At 67.0% G+C, this 24,628-nt stretch carries 18 protein-coding genes; 6 read left to right on the plus strand and 12 right to left on the minus strand.

Annotated elements, in window-relative coordinates:
- Positions 1-88: 88 nt before the first annotated feature.
- The 4 genes from KGQ19_RS51125 to KGQ19_RS19270 form a co-directional block, all read right to left on the minus strand.
- A complete protein-coding gene (locus tag KGQ19_RS51125; RefSeq protein WP_268907885.1) occupies positions 89-211 on the minus strand; it encodes a hypothetical protein in 123 nt (40 codons plus the stop codon).
- A 305-nt stretch (positions 212-516) separates the two neighbouring features.
- Entirely contained in the window at positions 517-2,739 is a 2,223-nt protein-coding gene (locus KGQ19_RS19260; RefSeq protein ID WP_212010583.1) for a DEAD/DEAH box helicase, read from the minus strand.
- 43 nt (positions 2,740-2,782) lie between these two features.
- Positions 2,783-6,526: a caspase, EACC1-associated type gene (locus KGQ19_RS19265; protein WP_212010584.1), complete on the minus strand. Its 3,744-nt coding sequence runs from the start codon at positions 6,524-6,526 to the stop codon at positions 2,783-2,785.
- Complete coding sequence (locus KGQ19_RS19270; protein ID WP_212010585.1) at positions 6,523-6,951, minus strand: hypothetical protein; 429 nt, start codon at positions 6,949-6,951, stop codon at positions 6,523-6,525. Before KGQ19_RS19270 ends, KGQ19_RS19265 begins: the two co-directional genes overlap by 4 nt.
- A gap of 923 nt (positions 6,952-7,874) precedes the next feature.
- On the opposite strand from KGQ19_RS19270, the gene KGQ19_RS19275 reads away from it, so the two are divergent.
- Together KGQ19_RS19275 and KGQ19_RS19280 are read left to right on the plus strand one after the other, a co-directional pair.
- The gene (locus KGQ19_RS19275) at positions 7,875-11,306 is read left to right on the plus strand and encodes a serine/threonine-protein kinase (RefSeq protein WP_212010586.1); all 3,432 of its coding nucleotides are present in this window, start codon (positions 7,875-7,877) and stop codon (positions 11,304-11,306) included.
- On the plus strand, positions 11,296-12,657 hold the full coding sequence (locus KGQ19_RS19280) for a phospholipase D-like domain-containing protein (RefSeq protein WP_212010587.1): 1,362 nt from the start codon (positions 11,296-11,298) through the stop codon (positions 12,655-12,657). The genes KGQ19_RS19275 and KGQ19_RS19280 overlap by 11 nt, the downstream gene beginning before the upstream one ends.
- 335 nt (positions 12,658-12,992) lie before the next feature.
- Here the strand turns inward: KGQ19_RS19280 and KGQ19_RS19285 are convergent, their stop codons facing one another.
- From KGQ19_RS19285 to KGQ19_RS19305, 5 genes are all read right to left on the minus strand, one after another.
- Complete coding sequence (locus KGQ19_RS19285) at positions 12,993-14,447, minus strand: SAVED domain-containing protein (protein WP_212010588.1); 1,455 nt, start codon at positions 14,445-14,447, stop codon at positions 12,993-12,995.
- Positions 14,444-15,379: an AAA family ATPase gene (locus KGQ19_RS19290; RefSeq protein WP_212010589.1), complete on the minus strand. Its 936-nt coding sequence runs from the start codon at positions 15,377-15,379 to the stop codon at positions 14,444-14,446. The genes KGQ19_RS19285 and KGQ19_RS19290 overlap by 4 nt, the downstream gene beginning before the upstream one ends.
- Entirely contained in the window at positions 15,376-15,879 is a 504-nt protein-coding gene (locus KGQ19_RS19295; protein WP_212010590.1) for an HORMA-1 domain-containing protein, read from the minus strand. The genes KGQ19_RS19290 and KGQ19_RS19295 overlap by 4 nt, the downstream gene beginning before the upstream one ends.
- Positions 15,879-16,850: a CBASS oligonucleotide cyclase gene (locus tag KGQ19_RS19300; RefSeq protein ID WP_212010591.1), complete on the minus strand. Its 972-nt coding sequence runs from the start codon at positions 16,848-16,850 to the stop codon at positions 15,879-15,881. The genes KGQ19_RS19295 and KGQ19_RS19300 overlap by 1 nt, the downstream gene beginning before the upstream one ends.
- A gap of 478 nt (positions 16,851-17,328) precedes the next feature.
- Complete coding sequence (locus KGQ19_RS19305) at positions 17,329-17,544, minus strand: hypothetical protein (protein ID WP_212010592.1); 216 nt, start codon at positions 17,542-17,544, stop codon at positions 17,329-17,331.
- Between the two features lie 767 nt (positions 17,545-18,311).
- Here KGQ19_RS19305 and KGQ19_RS19310 point away from each other — a divergent pair.
- Genes KGQ19_RS19310 through KGQ19_RS19320 form a run of 3 tightly spaced genes read left to right on the plus strand, consistent with a single transcriptional unit; the run spans position 18,312 to position 21,040 of the window.
- On the plus strand, positions 18,312-19,439 hold the full coding sequence (locus KGQ19_RS19310) for an RNA ligase (protein ID WP_230418933.1): 1,128 nt from the start codon (positions 18,312-18,314) through the stop codon (positions 19,437-19,439).
- A 21-nt stretch (positions 19,440-19,460) separates the two neighbouring features.
- Entirely contained in the window at positions 19,461-20,453 is a 993-nt protein-coding gene (locus KGQ19_RS19315; protein ID WP_212010594.1) for a phosphatase domain-containing protein, read from the plus strand.
- Positions 20,454-20,491: 38 nt separating this feature from the next.
- Positions 20,492-21,040, plus strand: coding sequence for a DinB family protein (locus KGQ19_RS19320; RefSeq protein ID WP_212010595.1), 549 nt, complete (start codon positions 20,492-20,494; stop codon positions 21,038-21,040).
- Positions 21,041-21,107: 67 nt separating this feature from the next.
- Here the strand turns inward: KGQ19_RS19320 and KGQ19_RS19325 are convergent, their stop codons facing one another.
- A complete protein-coding gene (locus KGQ19_RS19325) occupies positions 21,108-22,067 on the minus strand; it encodes an alpha/beta hydrolase (RefSeq protein WP_212010596.1) in 960 nt (319 codons plus the stop codon).
- 109 nt (positions 22,068-22,176) lie between these two features.
- On the opposite strand from KGQ19_RS19325, the gene KGQ19_RS19330 reads away from it, so the two are divergent.
- Positions 22,177-22,851, plus strand: coding sequence for a TetR/AcrR family transcriptional regulator (locus KGQ19_RS19330; RefSeq protein ID WP_212010597.1), 675 nt, complete (start codon positions 22,177-22,179; stop codon positions 22,849-22,851).
- On the opposite strand, the gene KGQ19_RS19335 is transcribed toward KGQ19_RS19330, so the two are convergent.
- On the minus strand, positions 22,840-23,397 hold the full coding sequence (locus KGQ19_RS19335) for a P-loop nucleotide/nucleoside kinase family protein (protein WP_212010598.1): 558 nt from the start codon (positions 23,395-23,397) through the stop codon (positions 22,840-22,842). The two genes, KGQ19_RS19330 and KGQ19_RS19335, sit on opposite strands and share 12 nt — an antisense overlap.
- On the minus strand, positions 23,394-24,617 hold the full coding sequence (locus KGQ19_RS19340) for an amino acid deaminase/aldolase (protein ID WP_212010600.1): 1,224 nt from the start codon (positions 24,615-24,617) through the stop codon (positions 23,394-23,396). The genes KGQ19_RS19335 and KGQ19_RS19340 overlap by 4 nt, the downstream gene beginning before the upstream one ends.
- Positions 24,618-24,628: the final 11 nt, after the last annotated feature.

Raw genomic sequence — 24,628 nt, forward strand, 5'->3', positions numbered from 1 at the left:
GATTTCCGACGGGGTGCTTGGCGTGCCGAGTCCGCCGAGCAGGGCGGGCGCGCAGGCGGCGAGTCCGGCCTCGATACGCCGCTAGGCTTCAGTGACCGCCGCGCACCGGCGAGGCGAGCGCCTCGTCCTCAGACTGTGGCGTGCCGAGTAACAAGGCCTCGGCCTCGGCGCGGGCCAGCGGCGGTAGCTTTGCTGCGGCATCCAGGCGCATTTTCAGTAGGCGAACCGTCGCGCGCGAGGGCCTACAGCTCCGCATCCATCGGCAAGGCGTACTGCTCCCCGGCCGCGCGTACTGCGTCGACCAGGCCCGGGCTCTCGGTCTGGGACAGCTACGACACGGGATCCAGTCGCAGTGAGGCGATCGCGATGCGCGCCGCGACCGGCACGGCCTCAGCAGCCAGCGCCGTCAACAGCCGCGCCACAACCCGACTGGCATCCGTCGGTCACCACGGACTCCAACGCCTGACATCCTGCGAGATAGTACCTGGCGTCCACGCCCTAATCGGCGTGCTCTTCTTACTTGTCAGCCCATTGCCTTACGCGATGACGCTCGTCGCTGATGAGCAGTGCTCGAAGCTGTGCCTCGCTGGTGTCCTTCGCTGCGGCGTACCTGTCGGCGGTGTCGCTGTGCCGAGCGTACAAGTCGAATTCATTCTGTTTCTCCCGGAGGATTTCAACCAGACGTTCGTCAACGCTCTCAGTGGTCAGGAGTCGATGTACGGTGACGCGCCGCACCTGGCCCATTCGGCGGGCCCGGGCGATCGCCTGTTCCTCGGCCGAGGGCTTGAGCTGCGGTTCGCAGAGCACGACCACCGAGGCGGCCTGGAGGTTCAACCCGGTGCCTCCGGCCTCGATCTGAGCGACCAAGGCTGCGGGTCCCCGCGTCCGAGTGAACTCGTCGGCGAGCCGCTGTCTGGCTCCGGCCGGCACCGAGCCGTTCAGCGGTCCGAGGACGCGGGCGTTGATCGGGGCTTTTCCGAAAGCGAGTTCAAGGTCTTGCCGGACGATGTCCAGGACTTCGCGGTAGTACGAATAGACCAGAACTTTGCGGCCGTCCTCAAAGGATTCTTGCACGATTTCCCGAAGCCGTCTCAGCTTATTGGAATCCTTCGGTGCGCCAGCCGTATACGCCACTTGACGCATCTCGGCGAATTTGCCATCAAGTACTGCTCTTCGGTAAGCGGCGGTTTGTGTATTGCCGAGAGGCTCCCACGCGTCGGTCCGGATCTCGTCAGGTAGTTCGGGAAGTACGTCTTCCTGGTTCCGACGGAGGTAGACCGGTGCCACCGCGCGTCGGAAGGATCGTGCGCCGCCGGCCCCGTCCAGGCCGGTGACGCGTTGGGCGATCGCCGGTTGCAGATATTCAACGAGATTACGGAACTCTTCGACCCGGTTCTCCATCGGCGTGCCAGTCAGGAACAGCACGCGATCGACGCGGTTCGTCCACTCTCTGACGTTCTGCGAGCGCTTCGCGTGGGGATTCTTGACGTAGTGTGCTTCATCGACCACGAGCATCGCGACCCGGACCTCGCGCGGTACGGTGAGGCTGCGCGCGGTGGTGAACGTGGTGATCGCGACGCCACCCTGGTCGATCCAGACCCGCTCAGCCGATTTCCTCAACTCGCCGTGCACCAGGTGCGAACGCAGAAGACTGTGCGCCTCTATCTCGCGCTGCCAGTTGATCAGTACTGTCGTGGGGCAGATGACCAGAAAGTGCGACTTGCCCGTAGCTTGCAGATGTGCCATGGCGGCTATTGCCTGCAGGGTCTTGCCGGTGCCCATCTCGTCGCCGAGTATCACTCGCTTGAACTGGAGCGCGAACCTGGCGCCGAAGACCTGGTACACCCGAAGGTGCGTGCGCAACTCGTCGATGACGAGCTTCTGGCGCTCGACTTTGTCCACTTCGTGCTCGGGCAGATACCCGTGTGCCGCGTTGGCGTCTATCGCCAGACCGACGATTTCGCCTAGCAGGGACTGGTATTCGGCAGCGCGGCGCTCGAAGTCGTCGAGAACACTCTGACGCGGAGGCGGCGTGGCAGCGATGACAGTGGTGGCCGCGTCCAAGGCCTCGAGCAGGCCGGCCGCCTCGGCCCGGCGGAGCACCGCTTCGACCCGCGCAGCCGCCTCAGCGGCTTGGGTTCGGCGTGTTGCACCGGACGCAAATCTGCGAACACGGCTCCCCAGGTACCGTAGCGGTTCGACGCCGGCTCCCAGCTCATTGACCATGAGCTCGAGTCCACGGGTGCTGTCAGTGAGGGTGTCGCCCAGTGCGACGCATCGTTGTAGCGCGCTGACGACCGGCCACCCGTTGCCGCGCGCGCTCTCGGAGTCGATACGCGCATCGACATGTTCGCGCCTCGCGTCCGCCAATCGCGCCGCGGCGGCGAGCGTCGATTCCGCGATCGCCGGGCCGACTTTGTCGAGTGCGGTCAGTTGATGGAACGTGTAGCCCAACAACGCGCCGACTGAGTCGATCCCTGCCCGGTCCAGGCCGCCGAGGACCAATCGGGACTCACTTACCTGCCTGAGGCTGTCCAACGGCAGCTTCAACAGCTCTTCCTTGAGGAGGGCCTCGCGCCGGGAAGTGTAGGTCTCGGCGACCCTCTCGCGAAAGCGGCTGTCAGCGGCTTGGACATCTTCGAACGTTGAAAGAACGCGCCTGCACCTCGTCAGCAGCGCGCCAGCCTCGGCGACGCTGGGGATCGCGCGAGGCAGTCCGGTGGGGGAGAAGCTGGTCACGACCTCCGGTCCTTTCCCGAGTCTTGGGGCTGTTCAAGGCTGTTCAGCGGTTGTCCGGGTGCCAGTCCTCGTCGAACAGTCGCCAAGCCGGCAACCGCTGGGCGCGGATTCCGTCCTGAGGCGAGGCCAACAGCGAGGTCCTGACCAGCTGAAGACGCAGATGTCTGTCGCCGGGCTCGGATTCGGCCGGTGCCCTGTCAATCAGGAACGCGGTGCGGCGCTCTCCCCGCACGAGCATTACGTCGGCGACGTACCCGGCGCTGGGAACCGCTCGATGGGCCTCGCCGCCGGTCTTCGATTCCAGACGTTCGAGGACCACGTCGTCGGGGATCCCAGGCACGAGATCGTCCGTGCTCGAGGGTCCGTCTGGGGCAGGTGCAGCGAGCTCAACGAGTCTGCGCCCGAGCCCACCGATGTTCGTCCAATACCCCCTGTGCCCAATGACGATCAGGTGTGCCCGGGCGCGTGTGATGGCGACGTTCCACAAGTTGGGATTGCGATCCAGGAACGCCAGGCCGGAACGGCTCATTCCGGGCGCGGCTACAAGGCTGAACACGATGGCGTCGCACTCTCCGCCCTGGAATCGGTGGGCCGTCCCAACGCGTACCCGAGGCGCGCTTGCCCAGTCCCGGGCGATTCTTTCCATCTGCTGAGCGAATGGTGTGACCACCCCGATGGTGGCTTCGCCCGGCAAAGTCCGCAGGAGCCATTCGACAGCGTCGTGGACGCGCGAGGCCTCCTGCTCGTTGACCCAGGACGAACCGTGTCGGCCGGGATTGGCCCTGCCGGGAACGTCGACCCATCGAACGGCTCGTTCGTCATCGGGCCGTTGGAGCCCTGAAGTCCTGGTCAAGATGGTCAGAGGCTTGTTCCGCGGGCGGTAGAACAGCTCGTTGGAGATGGCGGCGATCTGAGGGTGGCAGCGGTAGTGCTCGTGCATCAGGATGCTGCCGCCCGCCGCGTGTTCGAGAGCGGTGAATGCCGAGAAGTCCCGGTGTCCCGCGTGCTGGGAGACCAGCCACTGCGAACCTACGTTGTTCTGTTCGCGGCTGTCCGCATCTGTGGTCGGCGAGATCTTGACGACTGGCGGAAGCTGAAGCGGGTCACCGATGATCAATGCTCGTCTGGCGCGCATGAGCAACGGAATGACCGCCGCGACCGAACACTGGCTCGCCTCGTCGATGACGACCAGGTCGAACAGCCCTGGATCGGGAACGAAGCAGGTCCTGGTCGAGAAACAGGTCACTGCCCAGGCTCGAACGATGCCCACGGCCGCCTTGCGGGCTCCCCAGTCACTTGTCCCGCGCGTGGTCATCACTTCAAGGAGCCCCTGGAGCTGGGACCTTCCAGCGGCGGCGTTCTCGCGAACCGCCGCGTCGACCAGGCCGATACCCGTCCGCACCACTCGTTGTTCGGCCTGCAACAGAGCCGAAGTCAGTGCCGCGTCGTCCTCAAGTGTCGTCCCCCGCATCCTGCGCCAGCGGGACTCAGCACCGATCAGTTCGAGTATCGCCGCGCAGACCCGCTTCGCCTCTCCGGGGTCGGAGAATGTTTCCGTACCAAACGAGCGAAGCAGTCGTGCCCGTCGCGCGTTGCCGAAAATCTTGGCGCGACAGGCTCTGCGGCATCGGGCCTCGAGGGTGGCGAGAGAGGCCAGCTCGGCGGATGCCACGGTAGCCGCCGCAGCCTTGGCGGCCGGAGGAAGGCGCTCCACGGCTTCCTGGCGGTTCCTGCCGGCGTTGAGAAGTTCGCGTTCCGCGCGTGCCTGTTTGTCCAGCCGACCCAGAACGCCACGGTGTTCGCGCAGAGCACCCCGATGCTTGGCCGACCACGTCGCCTGGTTCATCGGCGGGGTGCCTGAAGCGAGCAGCCGGGTCAGACCCAGCCGTTCGCGCTCACGGTTGTCGTGCTCGCCGGATTGGCTGCCGGTTCGCACGACAAGCCCGGGCACGCTGCCGTTGCAGCGTTCCCAAACCTCGTCAACGGCCCGGTTGTTGGAAGACGCGACCAGCACGTTCTGCCCGGCGGCCGCCGCGGTCGCGACCACGCTGACGACGAGGGCGGTCTTGCCGGTCCCGGGCGGGCCGGTGGCGACGGTGAGCCGCTGCGACATCGCACCGGCGAGCACGTCGCGCTGGGCTGGATTCAGTGGGCTGAACATCACCTCGTTCGCGTTGGACTCGCTCAGTGGTTCTGCGAAACCGAAGAGCGCGGCCAACGCGGTGTTCCGGAGTTTTGCCGGGTTGCCGGCCATGCCGATGATCTGGTCGAGGTCTTCGAGAAGCTTGGTGTTGGCTCTGTTCTGCGCCTTGACCGCCAGCATGACTGCGGAGTTGCGAGCCCCGCTGAGCGCCATGTCCGTCTCGATGACTGCCTCAAGACTCTCCGGATGCAACGGTTGCACGCATTCCAGCTCGAAGGTGTTACGCAGAAGGACTCTGATGTCGCGCGCCATCGTGAACCGATCCCCAGCAGTCCAGCCCAGCCGATAGGTCGAGCGCAGGACCTCGGCTTCCTCCTCGCCCACCCATATTTTGGCGAACTCTGGGTTGACCTCTACCTCGCCGTATGGACGCATCTGCAAAATGCCGTTGCCTGTCCGCAGTTCAACTCGGCGCAGCAGCAGCGGTGCGAATCGAGGCGCCCTCTGAGGTTTGCCATCCCGATCACTGTGGAGGACCACGACCGGGTACCCATACACGAACTCGCAGTCGTCCGCATTCGCACCGATCGCGAGCTCCTTCAGCTCGCTTGGAATGTCCAGCAGCCCGTCTGTTTCGGCGTCGGCGGCGCTCAGGATCTGCTCGGCACCGGACATGCATGCGTAGTGGGTCGCGCCTTGGCTGAACACTAGCTGTCCGTCGTCGACCTCGGACTCGCCACGGACACAGTCCCGGTAGTAACCGATGAGGTCCTTGAACGTCGGCTCATCGCCCACTTTGGCCCTGCGCGGCGTGGCGGCGGTGCCGCGTGGGTCGGACGGCCGTGACGGCCCGACCCGTCGTGACCGGTTCAGCGGGGTTCTGGCCACGTAGATGTGCCCGTCGACGCTGGCCGCCGAGATCACCGGAGCCTGCCAGCGGTCCCGGTCCTGCGCTCGCAGCCTGCTGTTGAGGTGCGAGAACAATTCCATCGCGGAGACTTGGTCATCGCGATCCTGATCGGCCGCCCCGGTCGCGAGGGCCTGGACCAGATGCTCCGTGAACAGAGAAGGCCCGTTCTCATCGGTCCCGGTGTAGGACGCGGCAGATGCCTGGGAGGAAGAGATGACTACGACGCCGTTCGTTTCGAGTGGGCGCACGTCGCGCGGCTGGTCCGGCCCTGGCGCCGAAGGCTGCTCACCTTTGGTGCGCAGACCGACAGCGAACCCTCCGCTGTAACAGCAGTCCAGGATGACGACTCGTTCCCGTGCCCGGCACAGCGTCAGCCGGTCGTTGAGAAAGCTCGCCGGCACCGCGGTGCGCGCCAGGTCGTGGGGGACGGTGTCACGCGCGACGAATTGGAACTCCGAGGTCGCCGCTTCGCGTACTCCGTGGGAACTGATGTAGATCAGGCACTGCTCGTCGCGCTCACTGTCGGCGAGGAAATTGTGGACGGCCTGCCGCAGCTCCTGCGCGGTGAGATCGTTCAGGCAGGTAATCGGGTCGAACCCGCCGATGTCGCGAGCGCGCAGTACCTTTTCCAACTCCCGGACGTCGGCCGTCGCGCCGGGCAGGGCGGCGAAGGTTTCGTCGTCGTAAGCGCCGATGCCGATGAGCAGGGCACGCCGACGTGATGGCCTGCTCACTCCGAGAGCTTCCCGAGTGATTCCTCCAGTTCTCTCGTTTGCTCCGGAGTGAGTCCATCCTCGACCCGGATCTCGATGTCGCCGACCGCTATGACGATCGTTTCCTTCGCGGCGTTCTTACTCCACCGGTGGATCGCCTTCACCACGTCGGGAACCATCGGCGCGACGACGGGCCACGCCAACTCCAGTGTGAAGCGCAGCAGTTCGGCCCCGCCGCCCTTCGTCCCTGGACGGGCGTCGGCCCGGCCCTCGTAGGCGAAGACGGCATCCACTCCGTCGATCGCGGAAAGCTCAGCGCCCAGCGAACGGGTCATGCGCTCGGCGTACTCGTCCTCGCCGTCCACAAAGACGACAGCCCACGGGTGATCCCCACTCACGTTTTCCTCCCCCCGGCCGAAGCCGTGACTCTCTTCGTACTCTGACATAGTCTGGCACGAGGCGGGGGAGTCTGGCAGACGCTGAGTGTTGACCACGTGACCCGTCGTGGTGGCGGGCGGTCAGTCGGCTGGCAGGCATGCCGGTCAGGCTGCGGCGATTGTCGAGGTCGAGATGCCGAGCCGGGCCATCGCCGCCCAGGGCCGATCCGCACCGCTTGGTCAATTCGAGTACTGAGACGTCTTCGAAGATGTCCTTCGTGCGTGATCCGTTGGGTGTGGCAGGCTTCGACAAAATAGTAGGAACCGGCGTTCTCTGGTGCCTTGGGTGTTGAAGCAGGTGATCTCGGTCGGCGTGAGGACTCGAAGGTCCCCGAAGACGAAGTATTAGCTGATGTCCGGGTTGGCACCTTGGAACGAGTCGTCGAGACCAGCTGTGGGAGTTTCGTATGGCGGACCGTCCGAGGCTTCCCGCCGTCGGGCAACAGGCACATTGTCCGCGGGTGGGCCGCCTTGTGTTTGCCACGCCAGGAGCCCGGCAGGTGGCAACCTGGTGCCCATGCCCGGGTCCCTTTCGATCATGCCGTTCATGTTCGAAGGAAGGTGAGGGAGCTGTACTTTATCGTTCACGTACAACTGTTCATGGCTTGCTGATCTCCACGGCGATTTAGTCGAGCCTGGTCATCTACCAGCGATCCAACCGACCCATGACTGCTCGCCCTCGGTCTGTGTATCCGGAGGCTGTGCCAGGGCCCCCATGGAAAGGCGCGACGCAAACGTTCAGGCGCCTGTGCGGGAAAGATCGGCCAGCGGCTCACCGCGTTCAATGCCCGAGACCTGTCAACGTCTGATGAGCTTCGTGAGGATCCTGTCACGGGCAGTTGCCAGGTGGCCGGGCTGTCGAAAAGATAGTGCCTTGTCCGTTGCCGGCTCAGCCGGTGCGGCAGGGGGTCGATCTCGTCGAGGGGTGGAACGTGTCGGAGCCAGAGCTGGTCAACCAGCGGTTTCTCCTGGTGGGCAGCGAGGCCCGCGTCGGCGGTCAAGCCGAGATCCGTCGCGCCGTGGACACTTGGTCTCCCGACGGCGCTTACGTGGCCGTCAAGTTTCTCAGGATCCGCGATGATGATGATGCCGTAAAGGTCTTCTTCGAACGGGAGACCGACGCGCTCCGGGCGATTGATCACCCGAACGTCGTTCGCCTGATCGACGCTGGCCGAGACGCCGCGTCGGGCCGCCACTTCGTCGCGTTGGAGTGGGTGGAGGACGATCTCGAGAAGCGTCTTGCCCGTGGCCACCTCTCGTGGCAGGGATTCTTTGACGAGATCGGGTTGCCACTTGCATCGGCGCTGTCGTGGGCACACCTGCACGAGATCGAGCATCGGGATGTCAAGCCCCGCAACGTTCTGATCAGTTCGGCCAATGTTGTCAAGCTGGCCGACTTCGGGATCGCGAAACTCCGTGACAAGCTGTCGGACCCTGAGCAGACCGTCTCCGACTACCGCACGGCCTTGTATTCTCCACCCGAGGTCGACGGTGCGGTCCCGTGGGTTCGTGATGTTTACGCGTACGGAGTGCTGGCGGTCCGGTCGATGAGTGCGGCCCAACTTTCCTCGCCGACCGATGTTGCCGTCGCGCTCGATGAGATAGAGCGGCTCCCGCCGGAGCTTCGCCGATTCCTCCACAGCTGTGTCTCGGCTGATCCGCACCTTCGCCCCAAGAACTGCGCCGTCCTGGAGGCCGAGCTCATCGAGGCGTTGCAGGCATGCGGAGCTCGTGAGGACCGGCGGCACAACCAGGTATGGCTCAAGCTGAGGGCCCGCGCCGCTTCGACAGTGCTCGGCACCGACGCTCGTCAGCACTTCGGCGCGGCCGAAGCGGCAGTCATGGAAGATCTGAATGCCAGCCGGGCCTATGTGGAGTTCGGCTTCGATCCGAAGACACGTCAGGCAGACAAGGACCAGATCCAGCTTTATGGTCAGCGTTTCCGCTACGTCATGGTGCCCGATAGTGACCGTGATGACCGGCATGTGATCATCTCGGCCCGCGAGCTGGACGACAAGATGCGTCATGGCATGCAGACGCACGCGTGCCCGCTTCCGCCTATCGTCACATGGACGTTCGATGAGCCGTCTGCAAAGGCGGCCTACGAGGGCACTGAAGCGCTGCTCAAGGTTCTCGATGAGCATCTCGCGGCTGTCCGCGAGGAGCGCGCTTCCCAGCAGGCAGGCGCCGACGACCTCAAGCGGCTGCTGCAGGATTGGCGCCGAGTGCTGGACGCGAGGGAGGAGTTGGCGCGCGGAAGCCAGCGTCCAGTCGAGTATCAGGGCTACCGGACCGGCACTAACGGTGTCGTGATCTTCAACCTTGTGGGGGAGTCGGACCAAGACCTGCTGGACCAGGAGTGGGAGGTCCATGACACGTCGAAACGGCTGTGTGCGCGCGGCGACGTGGTGAAGCAGGATGACGACACCGTGACCATCAGGTTCAGGCGACCGGGCGAGCTGCCGACCAACGGTGTCCTCGTTCCGTCAACTGGGCCGTCAGGGGTTGCGCTCAAGCGGCAGCGTGACGCATTGGCGAAGATTGAGGCAGACGAGGCGGCGAATTCCGCGCTCGGGGCCATCCTCGCGGACCCAGCCAGTCTCTCAGTCGGGCCGCCCAGCAGGATCGAAACGTGGCAGAGAGGGGATTTGGACCGCAGCAAGCAGGAGGTCGTGCGCCACGCACTAGGCACCCAAGACCTCGTGCTGGTGGAAGGGCCACCTGGAACAGGCAAGACCACGGTCATCGCCGAGATCGTCGGGCAAACCCTGCGTAAGAGTCCGCGAACCAAGATTCTTATAGTGAGTCAGACGCACATCGCGATCGACAACGCCCTGGTGCGCCTGGAACAGGCCGGGGTCGACGGCATCGTCAGGCTAGGCCGGCCGCAGGACCCGAAGGTGGCCGCCGAGGCGCAAAAGTTCCTTCTCGACCGCCAGGTGAAGAAGTGGATCGCGCAGGTCAAGCAAAGGGCCGACCTGTTCATCACGGAGCTGGCGAAACAGCACGGCGTCGACACGCGCCATCTGCAGGCTGCGCTCGTCCTCGAGCAGCTGATCGCCGCCCTCGGAGATATCAACCACGTCGAAGGCTTGGTGGCGTCGCTGGCGTCGGGTCCGATTAGGGTTGCCGCAGAAACTAGCCGCGGCCCTGGCGAGGACCTGCTGGCGGCCCGCGAGCGGCTCGACAAGCTCAAAGAGATCAAGGACGAGCTGCTGGCCGAGGTGCGCACGGCCCTTGCCGGCGATCTGACGATGCGTGACGAGCTCACGGTGGCTGACGCCCGCGCCGCGGTTGAGACGATTCTTGCGGGCGTGCCGAACGCCGTGAAGCTCACCAAGATCCTCAAGTTGCAAGGAGAGTGGCTCCAGCGGATCGGTTCCGACGATCACCTCACTGAGAGCTTCCTCAAGACGCGCAGCATCGTCGCCGGAACGGCCATAGGCTTCCTCGGACACCGCTCCGTCCGCGACCTCACCTTCGACCTCTGTATCTTCGACGAGGCCTCCAAGGCGACCGCCACCGAGTCACTGGTGTCGATGGCCCGCGCCAAGCGGTGGGTCTTCGTCGGCGATACACGGCAGTTGCCTCCAGTGGACGAGGATCTGCTTCGGAACGAAAGGCTGATGCAGAGTCACGACGTCAATGCAGACTCTGTGAAGACGACACTGTTCCAGTACCTCGCCGACCGCACCACGGCGCCGGTAAAGCATCTGCTACGCGAGCAGTACCGCATGATCCAGCCGATCGGCGACATGATCTCCGCGTGCTTCTACCAGGACCAGCTGGTTTCGCCGCGTATCGAGGGGCTGGCAGGGTACGGGCACCTCGCAAAGCCCGTGCTGTGGCTCGACACCGGCGGGCGCGGCGCCGACCGGCGTGAGGCAAGAGGCACCGGCGGCAACACGAGTATCGTGAACCGGGCCGAGGTCAACATCGCCTACGAACAGCTTGAGGTCGTCGCCCGCGCTATCGGCCAGGGCATCGTGGCCGTTCCCGAAGGGCGCGACCTTGAAGTGTTGCTCATCGCCCCGTACAGCCGGCAGGTCCAGGAGATCCAACGCAAGCTCGACAGAGTCAAACTCGCCCACGTCTCCGCAGCGGCCCTGACCGTTGACCAGGTCCAGGGACGGGAATGCGACCTGGCGATCTTCTCGGTCACCCGCAGCAACGAGAAGGGCATCATGGGCTTCATCGGCAAGGACTACTGGCGACGCATCAACGTAGCGCTGTCACGGGCGCGCTTCGGGCTGATCGTTGTCGGCGACGCACCTTTTTGTCGAGCGCAGCCGGGCGCGCTGCAAGATGTCCTGAACTACATGTCCGACCACCGCGACGTCTGCGAGATCCGCGATGCTTCCTGAGGATGACGACACCCTGCTAGCCCGCCGTTATGGGCACGAACGGCCCGGACTGTCCCTCATCAGGATTGAGGACGCGGCCGTTCCCGTCACGGTCGTCAGCGCCGACGTTCTGGCGCAGGAGCGGAAGAGCTTTCCGCTGCTCGACGAGTTCGTGCTGCGGATGGTCGCAGCCGGAGTCGCGGAGGACGACAATGTGGCGGCGGTGTTGGGGCTGTCGGAGGGCCTCGTCGCCGAGGCCATCGCAGACCAATTCTCTTCGGACACCCTGGAGCGCGACCTGCGGGCGAGCGGTAAGGCGGTACGCCTGACCGCCAAGGGACGCCGCTCGGTCGAGACGCTCGCGTCGGTCATGCCGGTCCGCGACAATTACGATGTCTTGTTCGACCGGCTCGCGTGGAAGATCCGCCGGTTCAATCGGCGGGAACTCATCTCGAAACACGAGGCCGATGAGGCCGGCATGATCATCCTTCCGCCGTCGAAGACGTCACGCGTCGAACTGGCTGACATCACCCCATTCGGAATCAATGAACTGCTGAAGTCGGGAAGCGCGGAGGAGTCGCGTGTAGAGGTCCTGACCGTCAAGAAGATCGTCTTGGACAAGGCCCGACGGTTTCTCCCGGCGAAGCTGCTCATCTTCGCCGACTCTACCGCGACCGAAGTCCAGGTCGGCATCGCCATCGACAACGAGCTGAGCCCGGACCACGACCGGGCGCTCGAGCGCCTGGGCGGCGTGTCCGCCCTAGGCATCGCCGTGGAGTCGCCGGCGCCGCGTCCGCCACTCGACCCCGAGCTTGAACAGATTCGTGAGGCCACGGCGAGCGGACAAGACGCGCCTGCGCTGAGCGGTCAGCAACCGGTGGACAAGGCAGCGGTGCCGACGCCATCCATCGAGGTTCGCAGCCTCGACACACACGAACACCCGCCGCTACTCCATCAGGCACTCATCGGCGCGCGACGGAGGATCTTTATCTGCTCGCCGTGGATCATGGGATCGATCATCACGACGGACTTCCTCGCCAAGTTGGAACGGCGTCTTCAGAGAAAGGTGAGGGTCGACATCGCGCATGGCTATGAGGACGGATCGAAGTCCGACCAGCGCGCGATCGACAAGCTTGAACGGCTGGCCCGTAGATATCCCGATCTGCTGATGGTGACGCGCCTAAAGAACACGCACGCGAAGGTCCTCATTTTCGATGATGTCTGCGTCATCACTAGCTTCAATTGGCTGTCTTTCAAAGGCTCTCCCGATCGGACATACCGTATGGAACGCGGCAATTTCGTGCGAAGTCAGGATTATGTCGATGGAGAGTATGAAACGTACCTCAAGATCCTTGAAGATCAGGCCACGTAGGCTCGCTAGCCCGGGGCGTAGACGGTGGCTGTCGCGGCTAGAGAGATTCACCTGAATCTGCGGGCTTCGAAACCAGCCACCGGTGGTCCGCAGACCACCCGGCGTGGCCATTGTGCACGCGACTACGAACGCCGTACGCCGGTCGCTGTATGGCGTGCGACCCAGCGTAGGTAGTCACCAGCCTCGGCTCCGAGGACGTTCGGAGCCATCACCTCAGCGCCGGAGGATCCGGGTGGCGCGCTGAGCAGCACGAGGTCCTTGTCGCGATCTGTCAGCATGAGCGTGTCGCAGTCGACGGGGACCGTCCCAGGACCGGTGTCCGTCGCCGCCAGCGCTCAGTTAACACGCAGCGCCGGCGCGTAGCTCCCGGTCCGTCCCATGTCCCAGAACACGGTCGTTGTCGGCATCCGGTCCCAGGCGTTGCCGAGCAGCAACGCGCACGCGTGCGGCATTGACAGGAACAGCAGGATCTCGGTGGGCTCATGCTCACTCGCCAGCGTGCGCAGTTCCTCGCGCAGTTGGTAGATCAGCGCCCTGGCATGGGAGACGCCCTGGATCGCGGAATGCCCAGGGGCCGGGAGCCGTACTGTGATGTGGCGCGCCTCTGGATGTGACTTCGCGATGAACTTGTCGACGTCCGGGGTGATGTCGCACGCGAAGCTGACGCTCACAGCCCACGGACATCCCCGGAGGATACCACTCGCATCCGCCGGAAGCAGCACTTCCAGGTCTCGCTGCGTGCCGGGGCGCGCCGTCGAGGACCAGAGCCCGTCGCGCGACCGCGCGGCCACCGTGAAACCCGCCGTGCTGGACAGCGCGGTGCCCACGGTGAACCACATCGGCAGCCGCATGCTCCCATCGACTTCGACGTCGGTGATCCCCAGGTCTCTGAACCGCCTCCGGGCAGCGGCGAGATCGGCTGCGACCTGACGACGTGCCTTGGTCGGATCGGCGAACGACCGGCGGTTGTCCGGATGATCGCCCTCGATCAGGCCGGTCCAGTCGATTGCGTATGCCGCCTTGGACGATCTCGGGTCTTCCTCCAGCGCTTCGACGACCAACAGGGCACGGGCTGCCGGAGCACGCAGATGCAGACCGTCCACAACGGTGGTCAGCTGGTCGCGGGTGAAGGACTGGCGGGGTGCTTTGATCCACTCGCGGATCTGCCGGAGTCCGACCGCGACCGCTTCGGTACCGGTGCGGGTACGGGCGCCGACGGCGGCGTCGTTGACCTTCTCCTCCCATTCGGCCTCGGACTGGCCGTGCCGAATCTGCAGGCACTCGAGGAACTCGATCAGCTCGGCTTCGTCGATCCCGAGGTGGTCGGCCCAGTCACGGCGCACCTGCGCGACGGGTCCTGTCGCGTCGCGGATCGTCTCTACGATCCGGCAGTCGGTCGTCGCCCGCGGTCCCAGGAGGATGTCGGTGCTGTCGATCGCCTTGGTGGTGGCCAGGACGATTTTCGGTGGCACAGGACGGCGGAGCCTGAGCATGGTCCAACTGGCGTGGAGCCGCTGGAGCAGGCTGTGCTTGCCCTGCAGCTTCAGCAGCCATTCGCAGGTGAGCGGGCTGGTGGCGTCCACCGATGCCTTGATCTGCCAGTACTCGTCCGGGTCGTCGCCGGTGCCCAACAGCGTCACGTCGTCGACGTTGCCGGCCCCGGTGGCCTCGACGGCGAGCGTGACGATGGTGGAGTCGGCCCGCTGGCTGCGCAGGACGTGGTACCAGGTGATGAGATGCTGGACGTCGTCGCCAAGCAGCCGGGCTCCGCTGGGCGCGCGGGACGTCAACGGACCGCCGCATCGAACGGCCGGGTCGGCTGGGTCCGGGCGAGGACTTCGGCCGCGATCGCCGCGTCGATCGCGGTACGCCGTCGGTAGGCCTCCAGGACGATTTCCGGGACCAGGCGCTGCCGCAGGTCGGAGTAGGTGTAGCCGTGAGGGCGGCCGTCCGCGGCCCCAGTCATCGCCGCGAGCGTGGTGATGTCGTCGGCGGTCAGCTTCGTCCCGGCCAGCAGCCGGGACAGCAGCGCGGCGCGCTGGTGGTGGTCAGGGCGTTCGAAGACCTCGACGACCGCCGCCCGGCGCCGCAGGGCCGGGTCGAGCGCGTCGAGCCGGTTCGTGCAGACGATCGTCAAGATCGGCAGTCGGTCGGTCCGGATGCCGTCGATACCGCGCAGCAGGGCGTTCACCCCGGCACGATCTTCGTGGTGCATCGCGGCGAGTTCCCTGGACTGGGCCAGGGCATCGCCCTCGTCGATGAGCAGGATCCCGAGGCTGGCCGCGATGCCGTCGGCTCGCCTGGTTTTGGCGAAGTCGGCGCTGATCCGCTCGAAGGCACAGGTGAGCAACGTCGTCATCTCGCCAACCGCGCCGCGGCCCCGCGCGGTCAGGCTCAACGGGTACAACGTCACATCGATGCCGGTGCGCACGGCGATAACCTGGCCCAGGACCTCGGCGACCTCGGTCTTGCCGACGCCCACGTCGCCAGCGAAGACAAACAGCGCAGTGCGGTCCTTCACGGCGTCCAGCGCGGCGATCGCCTCGCCGTGCACCTCCTGGCTCCAGACCATCAGGGCCGTCGGGTTCGCCAGCACGACCGCGTCGTTCACCAGGCGGTTGATCAGGGCGTCCAGTCCGACGAGCGCGTTGCTTCGGGCCTGCGCCGAAGGGTTGGGGAACTCCTCGGTGCGGGCGAAGAGGCCTTCGATGCCCTGGGTCACGAGTAGCTCCTGAAAGTCGAACGCTGGAGGCCGACACCGCCGTTGGCGTAGGTCCGGTCGGTGTCCCAGTACCCGTGGGAGTCGCTCGGGGGCTTGCCGGTGGTACGGACGACGGGAATCCGGCTTCTCACCGCTTCCCGCGCGCCAGCCGACAGCCGCCACCATGTGCCTGACGGTGTCAGGCTGTTGAACCACTGACCGCCGGCGATGTCGACGCCACGCGTCAGCCCTCCGGCGTTGCCGGTCAGCGAGCCGTCGGGACCGACGGTGTAGCGCAGTGCCCACAGAACCCGGTTGTCCTTCTCAAACCCGAACTGGTACTTCTCGACGTAGCCCCCGGTGAGCAGCTCCTCGAGCTCGGTCAAGAAGTCCTCGACCTGCGCCGCCCCCGGCTGGCCGTAGAACATCCGACTCTGGTGCAGGTCAGTGGCCACCCGTCCGGCCAGCCGGCGCGCGTGGGCACGGGTGAACGTGTCGGCGTAGGTGTAGCTGGTCGTCATCAGTAAGCCGCCTTGAAGGCCGTGCCCAGGACCTGCTGCCACATCTGCACGGCCATGCCCTTGATGGGCTCGTAGCGGGCGGTGGTGATGGCGTCGAACGCGTCCTGGGCGGCGGCGACCAGCCGGTCGCGGTCGGCGGCCTCATAGAACTCCGCGACGTTGTTGTCGAAGTTCACCGGGTCCAGGACCTGGATCGGCCACGTGCCGCGGTCGGGCAGGTCGGCGGCCTTGTGGAAGTCGGTGAACGCGATCTGCTTGTCGAACCCGCCGTCGACGATGAAGCCGAAGAACGCCTCGAGGGCGTCGACATAGTCGTCGAGCACCAGACCGTGGTCGGCCAGGTGGATCCAGATCAGCTCGAGCATGTAACTCTGGCACTTGAAATCGCCGTCCCGCTTCTTTTGCTGGCGGGCCCACCACTTCGTGAACCGGATCAGCTGCGCGAGGTCCCGCGGGTGGATCTTCTTGCGTCCGCGGATGAAGTCCAACTGCAGGCGGACGCTGGTCTTGTGCAGGGCGTCGTCGGTCTTGCTGACCAGGTAGCCCACGTCGTTCGCCTCGCCCATATACAGCACCGGCACGACGTCGACGTCGAGCCCGGAAACGCTGAAACGGACGGTCACGCAGTGCGTGTTCGCGACGATCTGGTCCTCGGACATGGTCGGGTAGATCTCGACCAGCCGGTCGCGCACCCACTCCACGAGCTTCGGCAGCTCCTCGGGCGCCAGCTCGGCGCGCACGTAGACGGCGAGATCGCGATCTTTGGCGTTGCTCAGCGCGGTGCCCTTGGCGACCGAGCCCGCGTTGAGGGCCTTGACGAACGCGAAGCCCGGCGTCACCGCGATCTTGGCTTCGATGCGTTCCCGGAGGTTGTTGACCTGCGCGCGCTGCGCGTCGACCTCCGCCTTGGTGAGGTTCACTTTGTCTTCCGCGAACGCCACCAGGTCGCGGTGGGTGATGTGAGGAACCACGTACTGTCTTCCGTTCGACTGGTTCTGGGCACGGCGGAGCCGTCAATCGGCTGGGCCGGAGGAAAAGCGGTGGTTTCATCGCCCGTCGGCGGAGCGCCACCACGTCACGCGACACGGCCTCAGCTCGTTCGGCTGACGGCACACGGATGTCACGTCGTGCATAAAAGGCATAGCTGTTACAAGTCTTTTGCGTCGTGACCTTGGTCACTGGCGACGACTCGACTTTAGCACTCTCTCCGATCGAGTGCTTACGGCTTTGCTGTCGCCGCCGAGCCGACAGCTGGCGTGCGTCAGGGGACCTGCGACTTGGTGTTTGGCGCCGAATGGGCCGGCCTGACGGTGGGGTCGCTCGGGCCTCGGCGACATCGGTCCGCCGCCGCGTCGCCAGATCGACGGCACCCGGCGAACCGTGGCGCATGCGTCTCGCCGCGTCCGCCTGCGGGTCGGGTGCCGCCGTCGGGCTGCCGTCAAACAACGTTCAGCCCGACCGCCCCGAACCGCTCCCGGGTGTCCTCGATCTGCTCGCGGGTCGGCGTCGGGTTGTCAGCCACGGGGTAGAGGATGTCGAATTCTCGTTGTGGGCGATTGCGAGCTTGTGCAGCGCGAGCACGTCGACGCGTTCGACGTTGCCGAGCGACGCGGTGTAGGCCGTGACGCCGTCGATGTTCGCCACGTGGTCGGTCAGCCCGGACACCAGAACGAAACGGACGTGGACCGGGACGTCAAGCTGGTCCAGGCGCCAGGCAAAAACCAGGATCGGATCCAGCTGGCGCTGGTCGGCCGTCGGTACGGCTGCCGGTCCCAGGACTTGATGTCGAGCAGCACCAGGTCGGTCGTGGCGAGCAGCCGGTCGTCGGCGCGGGCGCCGAGGAAGCCGGAGGTGTCCAGTGCTGCGTAGAGCAGTCTGAGGTACTTGAAGCGTGCATCAAAGTGCTGACGAAGTGCGGCCGGAGCAGCGGCTCGCCGCCGCTGACCGCCATGGCTGAAGGGGACGTAGGAGCCGGCCTGGGCGATCAGGCTGTCGGCGCGGCACCGGAAGCCTCCGTCGCGCTTGTGCCAGGTCTCCGGGTTCGAGCACTACAGGCAGCGGAGCGGGCAGTTCTGGGTGAACCTAGTACGCCGGGTTCCGGGGCCATCGACCCCCGTGGACAGGTCCCAGGAGTTGACGGTCCCCAACGGCGACAGGTGAACCGTTCCGGGAGCGGACCACGCTTCCTTCTGTTGAGCCAGGTCAAACAAGGGTCCGGCCTGCTGCCAAACGCGAAACCGCCGCGTGAACCCGCGGCGATTCAGCTGTTCGGGCCAACACAGGTCTAACACAGCGGGCCCAAAAACAGCCCCGTAACACAGTTATCGCACTGCTTAACACAACGATGTGGCACGATCTGTCACGGTGGCCGTCACAAGGGTGACGTCCTTCCGGCGCAGCTCAGAGACAAAATCCCTGCTCAGGTGCCGTTGATGTCGGCCAGTCAGATCTATGCGGACCATTATGAGCAGAACTGGGAACCATACGAGCAGTACTGGACGCCCATCACCACCCGCACGCGCGGCCTGATCGTCGACGACATCACCGGCCGGGTGGCCGCCTGGTGTCTGCCGAAGTTCTTCAACCACGGCCAGCACGGGAAGTTCGACTACGCCCCGCCGCTGCCGGAGGAGCCCTTCGAGGTCTACGACAAGGTCGACGGCTCGCTCGGGATCGTCTTCCACCACGACGGCGCCTGGCACGTGGCGTCGAAGGGCTCCTTCATCTCCGACCAGGCTGCCTGGGCCGGTCGGTATCTGGCCAAGGCCGACACCTCGGCGCTGGACCCGTCGGTGACCTACCTCGCGGAGATCGTCTACCCCGAGAACCGCATCGTCGTGAACTACGGCGACCGCCGCGATCTGGTGCTGCTCGCGGCGTTCGCCGCCGACGGCACCGAGCTGCCGCTTCCCGAGGCCGCCCCGGCTTGGGCGGGTGTCGGCAGCGTCGTGCGGACCTACGCCTGGTCCGACACCTTCGGGGTGCTGGCCGCGCTCGCCGAGAAGAACCAGCACCTGGACGGCGCCGACGCCACCGGGACCGACGCCGAGGGCTGGGTCATCCGCTTCGCCTCCGGCGTGCGGACCAAGACCAAGCTCACCGGCTACGTCTCCCTGCACTACCGGCTGACCAGCATCGGGCCGCGGCACCTGTGGCGTGCGATGGCCGTGCAGCTGTACCCGGAGGCCACCGAAGTGCAGATCGCGCAGGCCGTCGGGCTGCAGACGAACGAGGTCGTCGGCATGCGCCGGATCCCCGGCGGGCCGCTGGCGCCGCTGCTGGAGGACGTGCCCGACGAGTACGACGCCTGGGTACGCGGTGTTTGCGATGACCTGAAGACCCGGGCCGCGGAGCTCACTGCGAAGATCGAGGACGGGCATCGCTCGCTGGCGCACCTGACCGGGGACCGCGGCGCCTACGCCAGGGCGGCGAAGGGGTTCGACCCGTTCGTGCGGGCGGGGATGTTCCTGCTGCTGGACGGCCGGCCGATCGCGATGCACGTGTGGCGCGCGGTGAAGCCGGAGGCGAGTGAGACGTTCCGGGACGACGACGAGAACTGATCCACCGAGGATTGAGGGTTGATGGAAGACGACTACATCGACGACGTGTATCCGGGCGCCGGCCCCGATCCGGTGCCCTCCGGCCCCGGGGTGCAGCCCGGCAAGCCGGTGGTGCACCTGATGCGCGGGCTGCCGGCGTCCGGCAAGTCCACCGTGGCCCGGCAGCTGATGGCCGCCGCCGAGGGCCGGATGCGCCGGGTCAGTCTGGACGAGCTGCGCCGGATGCTGGACGACAACGACGGCTCCAAGCGCCTGGGCCGCCGGCACGAGGAGACCGTGCTGGCGGTGCAGGACGCGGTGGTGCTGGCCGCGGTCGAGGGCGGCTTCGACATCGTGGTGGACAACACCCACCTGGTCTCGCGGATCCCGAAGCGGCTGAAGAACCTGCTCGGCGGGCGCGCCGCCTTCGAGGTGCACGACCTGACGGACGTGGACGTCGAGGAGTGCGTCCGGCGTGACGCGCAGCGTCCGAACCCGGTGGGGGAGGAGCACATCCGGGCGATGGCGCTGCGGCTGGCCTCGACGAAGTCCTCGGGCTGGAAGCTGAACGCCGCCGACCTGAACGACGTCGCCCCGGCCCAGACCTACGTCCCGGACCCGGCGCTGCCGGCCGCGGTGATGTGCGACATCGACGGCACCCTGGCCGACAACAAGGGCCGCGGCCCGTACGACTGGCTGAAGGTGGAGGACGACGGGCTGATCGTCGCCACCGCCGACGCCCTGGCCGCGTTCGCCGCCCGCGGCGACCGCGTCATCCTGATGTCCGGCCGTGGCGAGGACGTGCGCGAGGGCACGGAGCGCTGGCTGGCCAAGCACGGTGTGGCGTACGACGAGCTGTGGATGCGGGCGGCGAAGGACACGCGCGCGGACGACATCGTGAAGAGCGAGCTGTTCGACGCGCATGTGCGGAACCGCTTCGCCGTCCGCGTGGTGCTGGACGACCGGTCGCGGGTGGTGGCGCTGTGGCGGCGGCTGGGGCTGACGTGCTGGCAGGTGGACTACGGGGACTTCTGATGCCGACCGCTGATCGGGTGGGCGAGACTCTGGGCGAGATGACGGACGAGACGGCGGGCGAGATGGCGGGCGAGACGGCGGGCGAGATGGCGGGCGAGACGGCGGATCCCGAGCGCGCTTCCCTGGGCGCCTTCCTGGACCTGCAACGCGAGGGCCTGATCCGCAAGCTCGAGGCGCTCTCCGACCACGACGCCCGGCGCGCCCCGACGGCCAGCTCGCTGTCGCTGCTCGGGCTGGTCAAGCACTCGGCCCTGTGGGAACGCCGCTGGTTCCAGGTGATCTTCGCCGGGCGCAGGTTCCCGGGGGAGTGGCCGGAGCCGGGGCTGCCGCCGACCGACGTCGAGGACTTCCGCGTGGACGAGCGGGACGCGATCCAGCAGTGGGTGGCCTACTACCGGGAGCAGATCGAGGCCTCGCGCGAGATCTGTGCGACGTTCCCGTTGGGGCAGAAGTGCGACCACCCGGAGGTGGCTGAGCGGGATCTGCGGTACGTGATGACGCACATGATCGAGGAGACGGCCCGGCATGCCGGGCACGCGGACATCATCCGGGAGACGATCGACGGGGCCACGGGGATGGGCGGCTGACCGGCGGCTGATTGAACCACTCCGCCGACCAACCCCCAGCTGAGCCGACCGAGGCTAGAGGTTGCCGTTACGTCAAGCTCAAGCGCAGGAAATCGAAGATCTCTGTCCGCGCCGCCAGGGCCTGCGGCACCAGCCCCGGAAGGGTGAGGAACGCGTGCGGGGCGTCGGGGTACTCGGTGAGTTGTGTGTCCACCCCGGCGGTCCAGAGCCGGTCGGCGTAGCGGCGTCCGTGATCGGCCAGCGGATCGGCGGTCGGCACCACCACCAGGGCCGGGGCCAGGCCGCTCGCCAACTCCGCAGACAGCGGCGACAGCTCGCGCGGATCGGTTCCCGGTGGAGCGGAGAACCGCTGAACGAGGCGGATCTGCTCGACGCCGGCCGTCGCCGTGTCGGCGTACTCCGTCATCGAAGGGTAGTCGAACGCTGACTCCGTGACGTCGACGGCCGGGTTGACCAGCACCTGAGCCCGCAGCCGCAGTCCGGTGCGTCCGGCCCGGATCGCCGTCAGGGCGCTGATCAACGCGCCGCAGCTCTCGCCGAAGACCGCGACCCGCTCCGGGTCGACACCCCAGCGGGCGGGCTCGCGCAACACGAGTTCGAGGACGTCCCAAGCGTCGGCGACGGCGTCGGACAGCGGCGTGTCCGGGGCCAGGAGCCGGTGCTCGACTGAGACGACGACCGCGGGCAGGTGCGCGGCGAGGTGGCTGTTGGCCCAGTCGCACTGCGTGGCCGTGCCCACGAAGCCGCCGCCGTGGACGTGCAGCACGAGCGGCAGGGCTGCCGCGCCGGCCTCCTCAGATGCCGTACCGGAAGCCGGTCGGTAGACCCGCACCGGCACCTCGCGTCCGGGCAGCGCTATCTGTTCCCACCCGATGGTCGCGTCGGGATCGGGTTCCCCGAGCATCGCCCGGGCCGCGTCGGATGCCCGGAACCGGTTCTCCGCGGTGCGCCAAGTGATCAGCTCCTCGTGCGTCAGTGTCGTGAAATCGGGTGCCGGTGGCCGCTGGACGGCGGTGGTCTCAGTCATGCCACCCATTATGCACGCGGTGCGTGCAACGACAAGCGCAACGAGAAGCGCAACAACAAGTGCAACGGAAAATGCATAGGTTAGGCTGGAGCTCGACGAGAGGAGCGGGATGGCAGGCCGAAGGCGCTGGACGACCGAGGAGATCCTGGAGACCGCCACCGAGCTGCTGAGCACGAGCGAGGACGCCGAGTCGTTCAGCGTGCGCAAGCTGGCCGCGGCGCTCGGCACCGACTCCTCCAGCCTGTACCGGCACTTCCGCGACAAGACCGAACTGCTGCGCGCGGTCGCCGACCGGATACTGCTGGCCGCCATGGACGGCTACCAGCCCGAGGGTGACTGGCGGCAGCGCATCACCGCCGTGGCGCTGCGCCTGCGGGCGGCCTTCGGCAGCCAGCCCCAGCTCGCCGCGGTCTGGGGGCGTTACGCCTCAAGCGGTACCGGCTCGCGGCTGCTGATGGAAGAGGTGCTTCAGGCGCTGCGGATGTCGGGCCTGCCCGATGAGGAGATCCCGGCGCGCTACCACCGGATGGCGATCCTGGTCGCCTCGCTGATCGCCTCCGAGGCGGGGATGAGCACCCTGACGTCGGAGGAGTTCGACCGGGGCATGGAGCTGTTCCGCGTCGCGGTGCTGGGCGCCGACCCCGAGCGGTTCCCCGCCCTGGCCCACTTCGCGCGCGACGTCCGGCCGCTCGGTGTCGACCGGCAGGCCGCGTTCGAGGAGATCATCGCCGCGCACCTGGACTCGGTGGCGGCCGCGATTCCCCAGCCCCTGTCAGCCGAGTAGCGCTCGTACTTCGGCGGCGACCTTCGGCACGTCCACCGGCGCCGAGGTGTCGACCTCCAGCACCTGCCCGATCGCGATCGGCCCGCCGAAGCTCTTCTCCCAGCGGTCGAGGGTGAACGCGTGGTCCGGATGCACCGCGTGCCGCTCTCCGGCGGCGTTGCGCGCGTGGAACCGCCGCAGGATCTCCTCGCGCGGGGCCGTGCAGAAGACCTCGATCAGTGTCCCGCCCGCGCTCAGCACCCGTAGCGAGTCGTTCTGTCGATCGTGCCCCGGCCAGAAGTTGGCCTCCAGCACGCACTCCGGCGCATCGGCGGCCAACAGCCACAGCAGCTCCATCGCCGCCGCCCCGAGCCGCCGGGACCACTCCACCTCGACCGGACCGTTGTCCGCGAGCACGTCGTGGATCCGTTCCTTGATGCTGTCCTTCGCGAACAGCGGCATCCCCAGGGCCCGGGCCAGTGGCCGCGCGATCGTCGTCTTCCCGACCCCGGGGGCGCCGGAGATCATGACGATCTTGCGATGGAAAGGCTCTGGTTCCGCGGTCACAGGAAGGTTTTACCCTCGCCCCGGTACGTCGGGACGGAGCGGACGACCTCGTCGCCGGAGATGAGGTGCAGCGTGTCGAACCGCTCGCACAGCTCGCCGGCCTTGGTGTGCCGGAACCACACCCGGTCGCCGACCCGCAGCGTCGCGGCGACCTTCCCGAGCAGCGGCGTCTGCACCTCGCCGGCCGCTTCGTTCGGGTCGTAGGACAGCCCCGGCGGCAGGTAGGGCTGCGGCAGCCGGTCCTTGCCCGCCACGCCGGAGGCCGGGTAGCCGCCGCCGAGCGCGGTCGCGGTCTCCGGACCGGGACGCCGCACCACCGGCAGCGCGAACAGCGCCGCGGGACGGCCGCGGAAGGCACGGTAGGAGTCGAACAGCCACGGCTGGTAGAGCCCGGAGCCGGCGGCGATCTCGGTGACGGCCTCCTCGGCCGTGGTGCGCTCGATGCTGCCGGTGCCGCCGCCGTTGACGAACTCCAGCGGCGCCAGCGCCTGGACCGCGTCCACGATCGCCGCGCGCCGCGCCGCCAACTCCCGCGCCGACCGGCTCTGCATCGCGCGGATCGCCGCGCCGCGCAGCGGACGCCCGGGAGGGGCGTCGCCGACGCCGGCGATCTGCGACTCGTAGGCCATCAGGCCCGTCAGCTTGAACCCGTCACGCCGCAGGATCTCCCGGGCCATGGCCGCGACCTGCGCCGGGGTGTGCAGCGGGGAGCGGCGCGCGCCGATGCGGACCCGGCCGCCGGCGGCGTGGAAGGCGGCGTCGATGTCGATGCAGACCCGGATCGGCGCGGCCGGCCCGTCCGGCGCCCCGGCCACGGCCTTCTCGATCAGGTCCAGGTGATCGGGGCTGTCCACCATGACCGTGACCGCGGCCAGCGCGGCCGGGTCCCCGGCCAGCTCGGCGTAGGCGGCGCGATCGGTGGAGGGGTAGGCGACGACGATGTCGTCGAAGCCGTTCCCGGCCAGCCACAGCGCCTCCGGCAGCGTGAACCCCAGGACGCCCCGGTACCCGGGCAGGCTCAGCACCTCGGCCAGCAGCGACCGGCACCGCACCGACTTGCTGGCCACCCGGATCGGCTTGCCGGCGGCCCGCCGGGTCAGGTCCGCGGCGTTGGCGTGGAACGCGTCCAGATCGACCGCGGCGAACGGCGGCTCCAGGGCGGCGGTCGCGGTGTCGAGGCGGTGGCGGTCCGCTTCGGGGCCGGGCGGGGTTGCGGGCATGGGATCAGCGT

The sequence above is a fragment of the Catenulispora pinistramenti genome (assembly GCF_018274385.1).
In the GTDB taxonomy this organism is placed as follows: Bacteria; Actinomycetota; Actinomycetes; order Streptomycetales; family Catenulisporaceae; genus Catenulispora; species Catenulispora pinistramenti.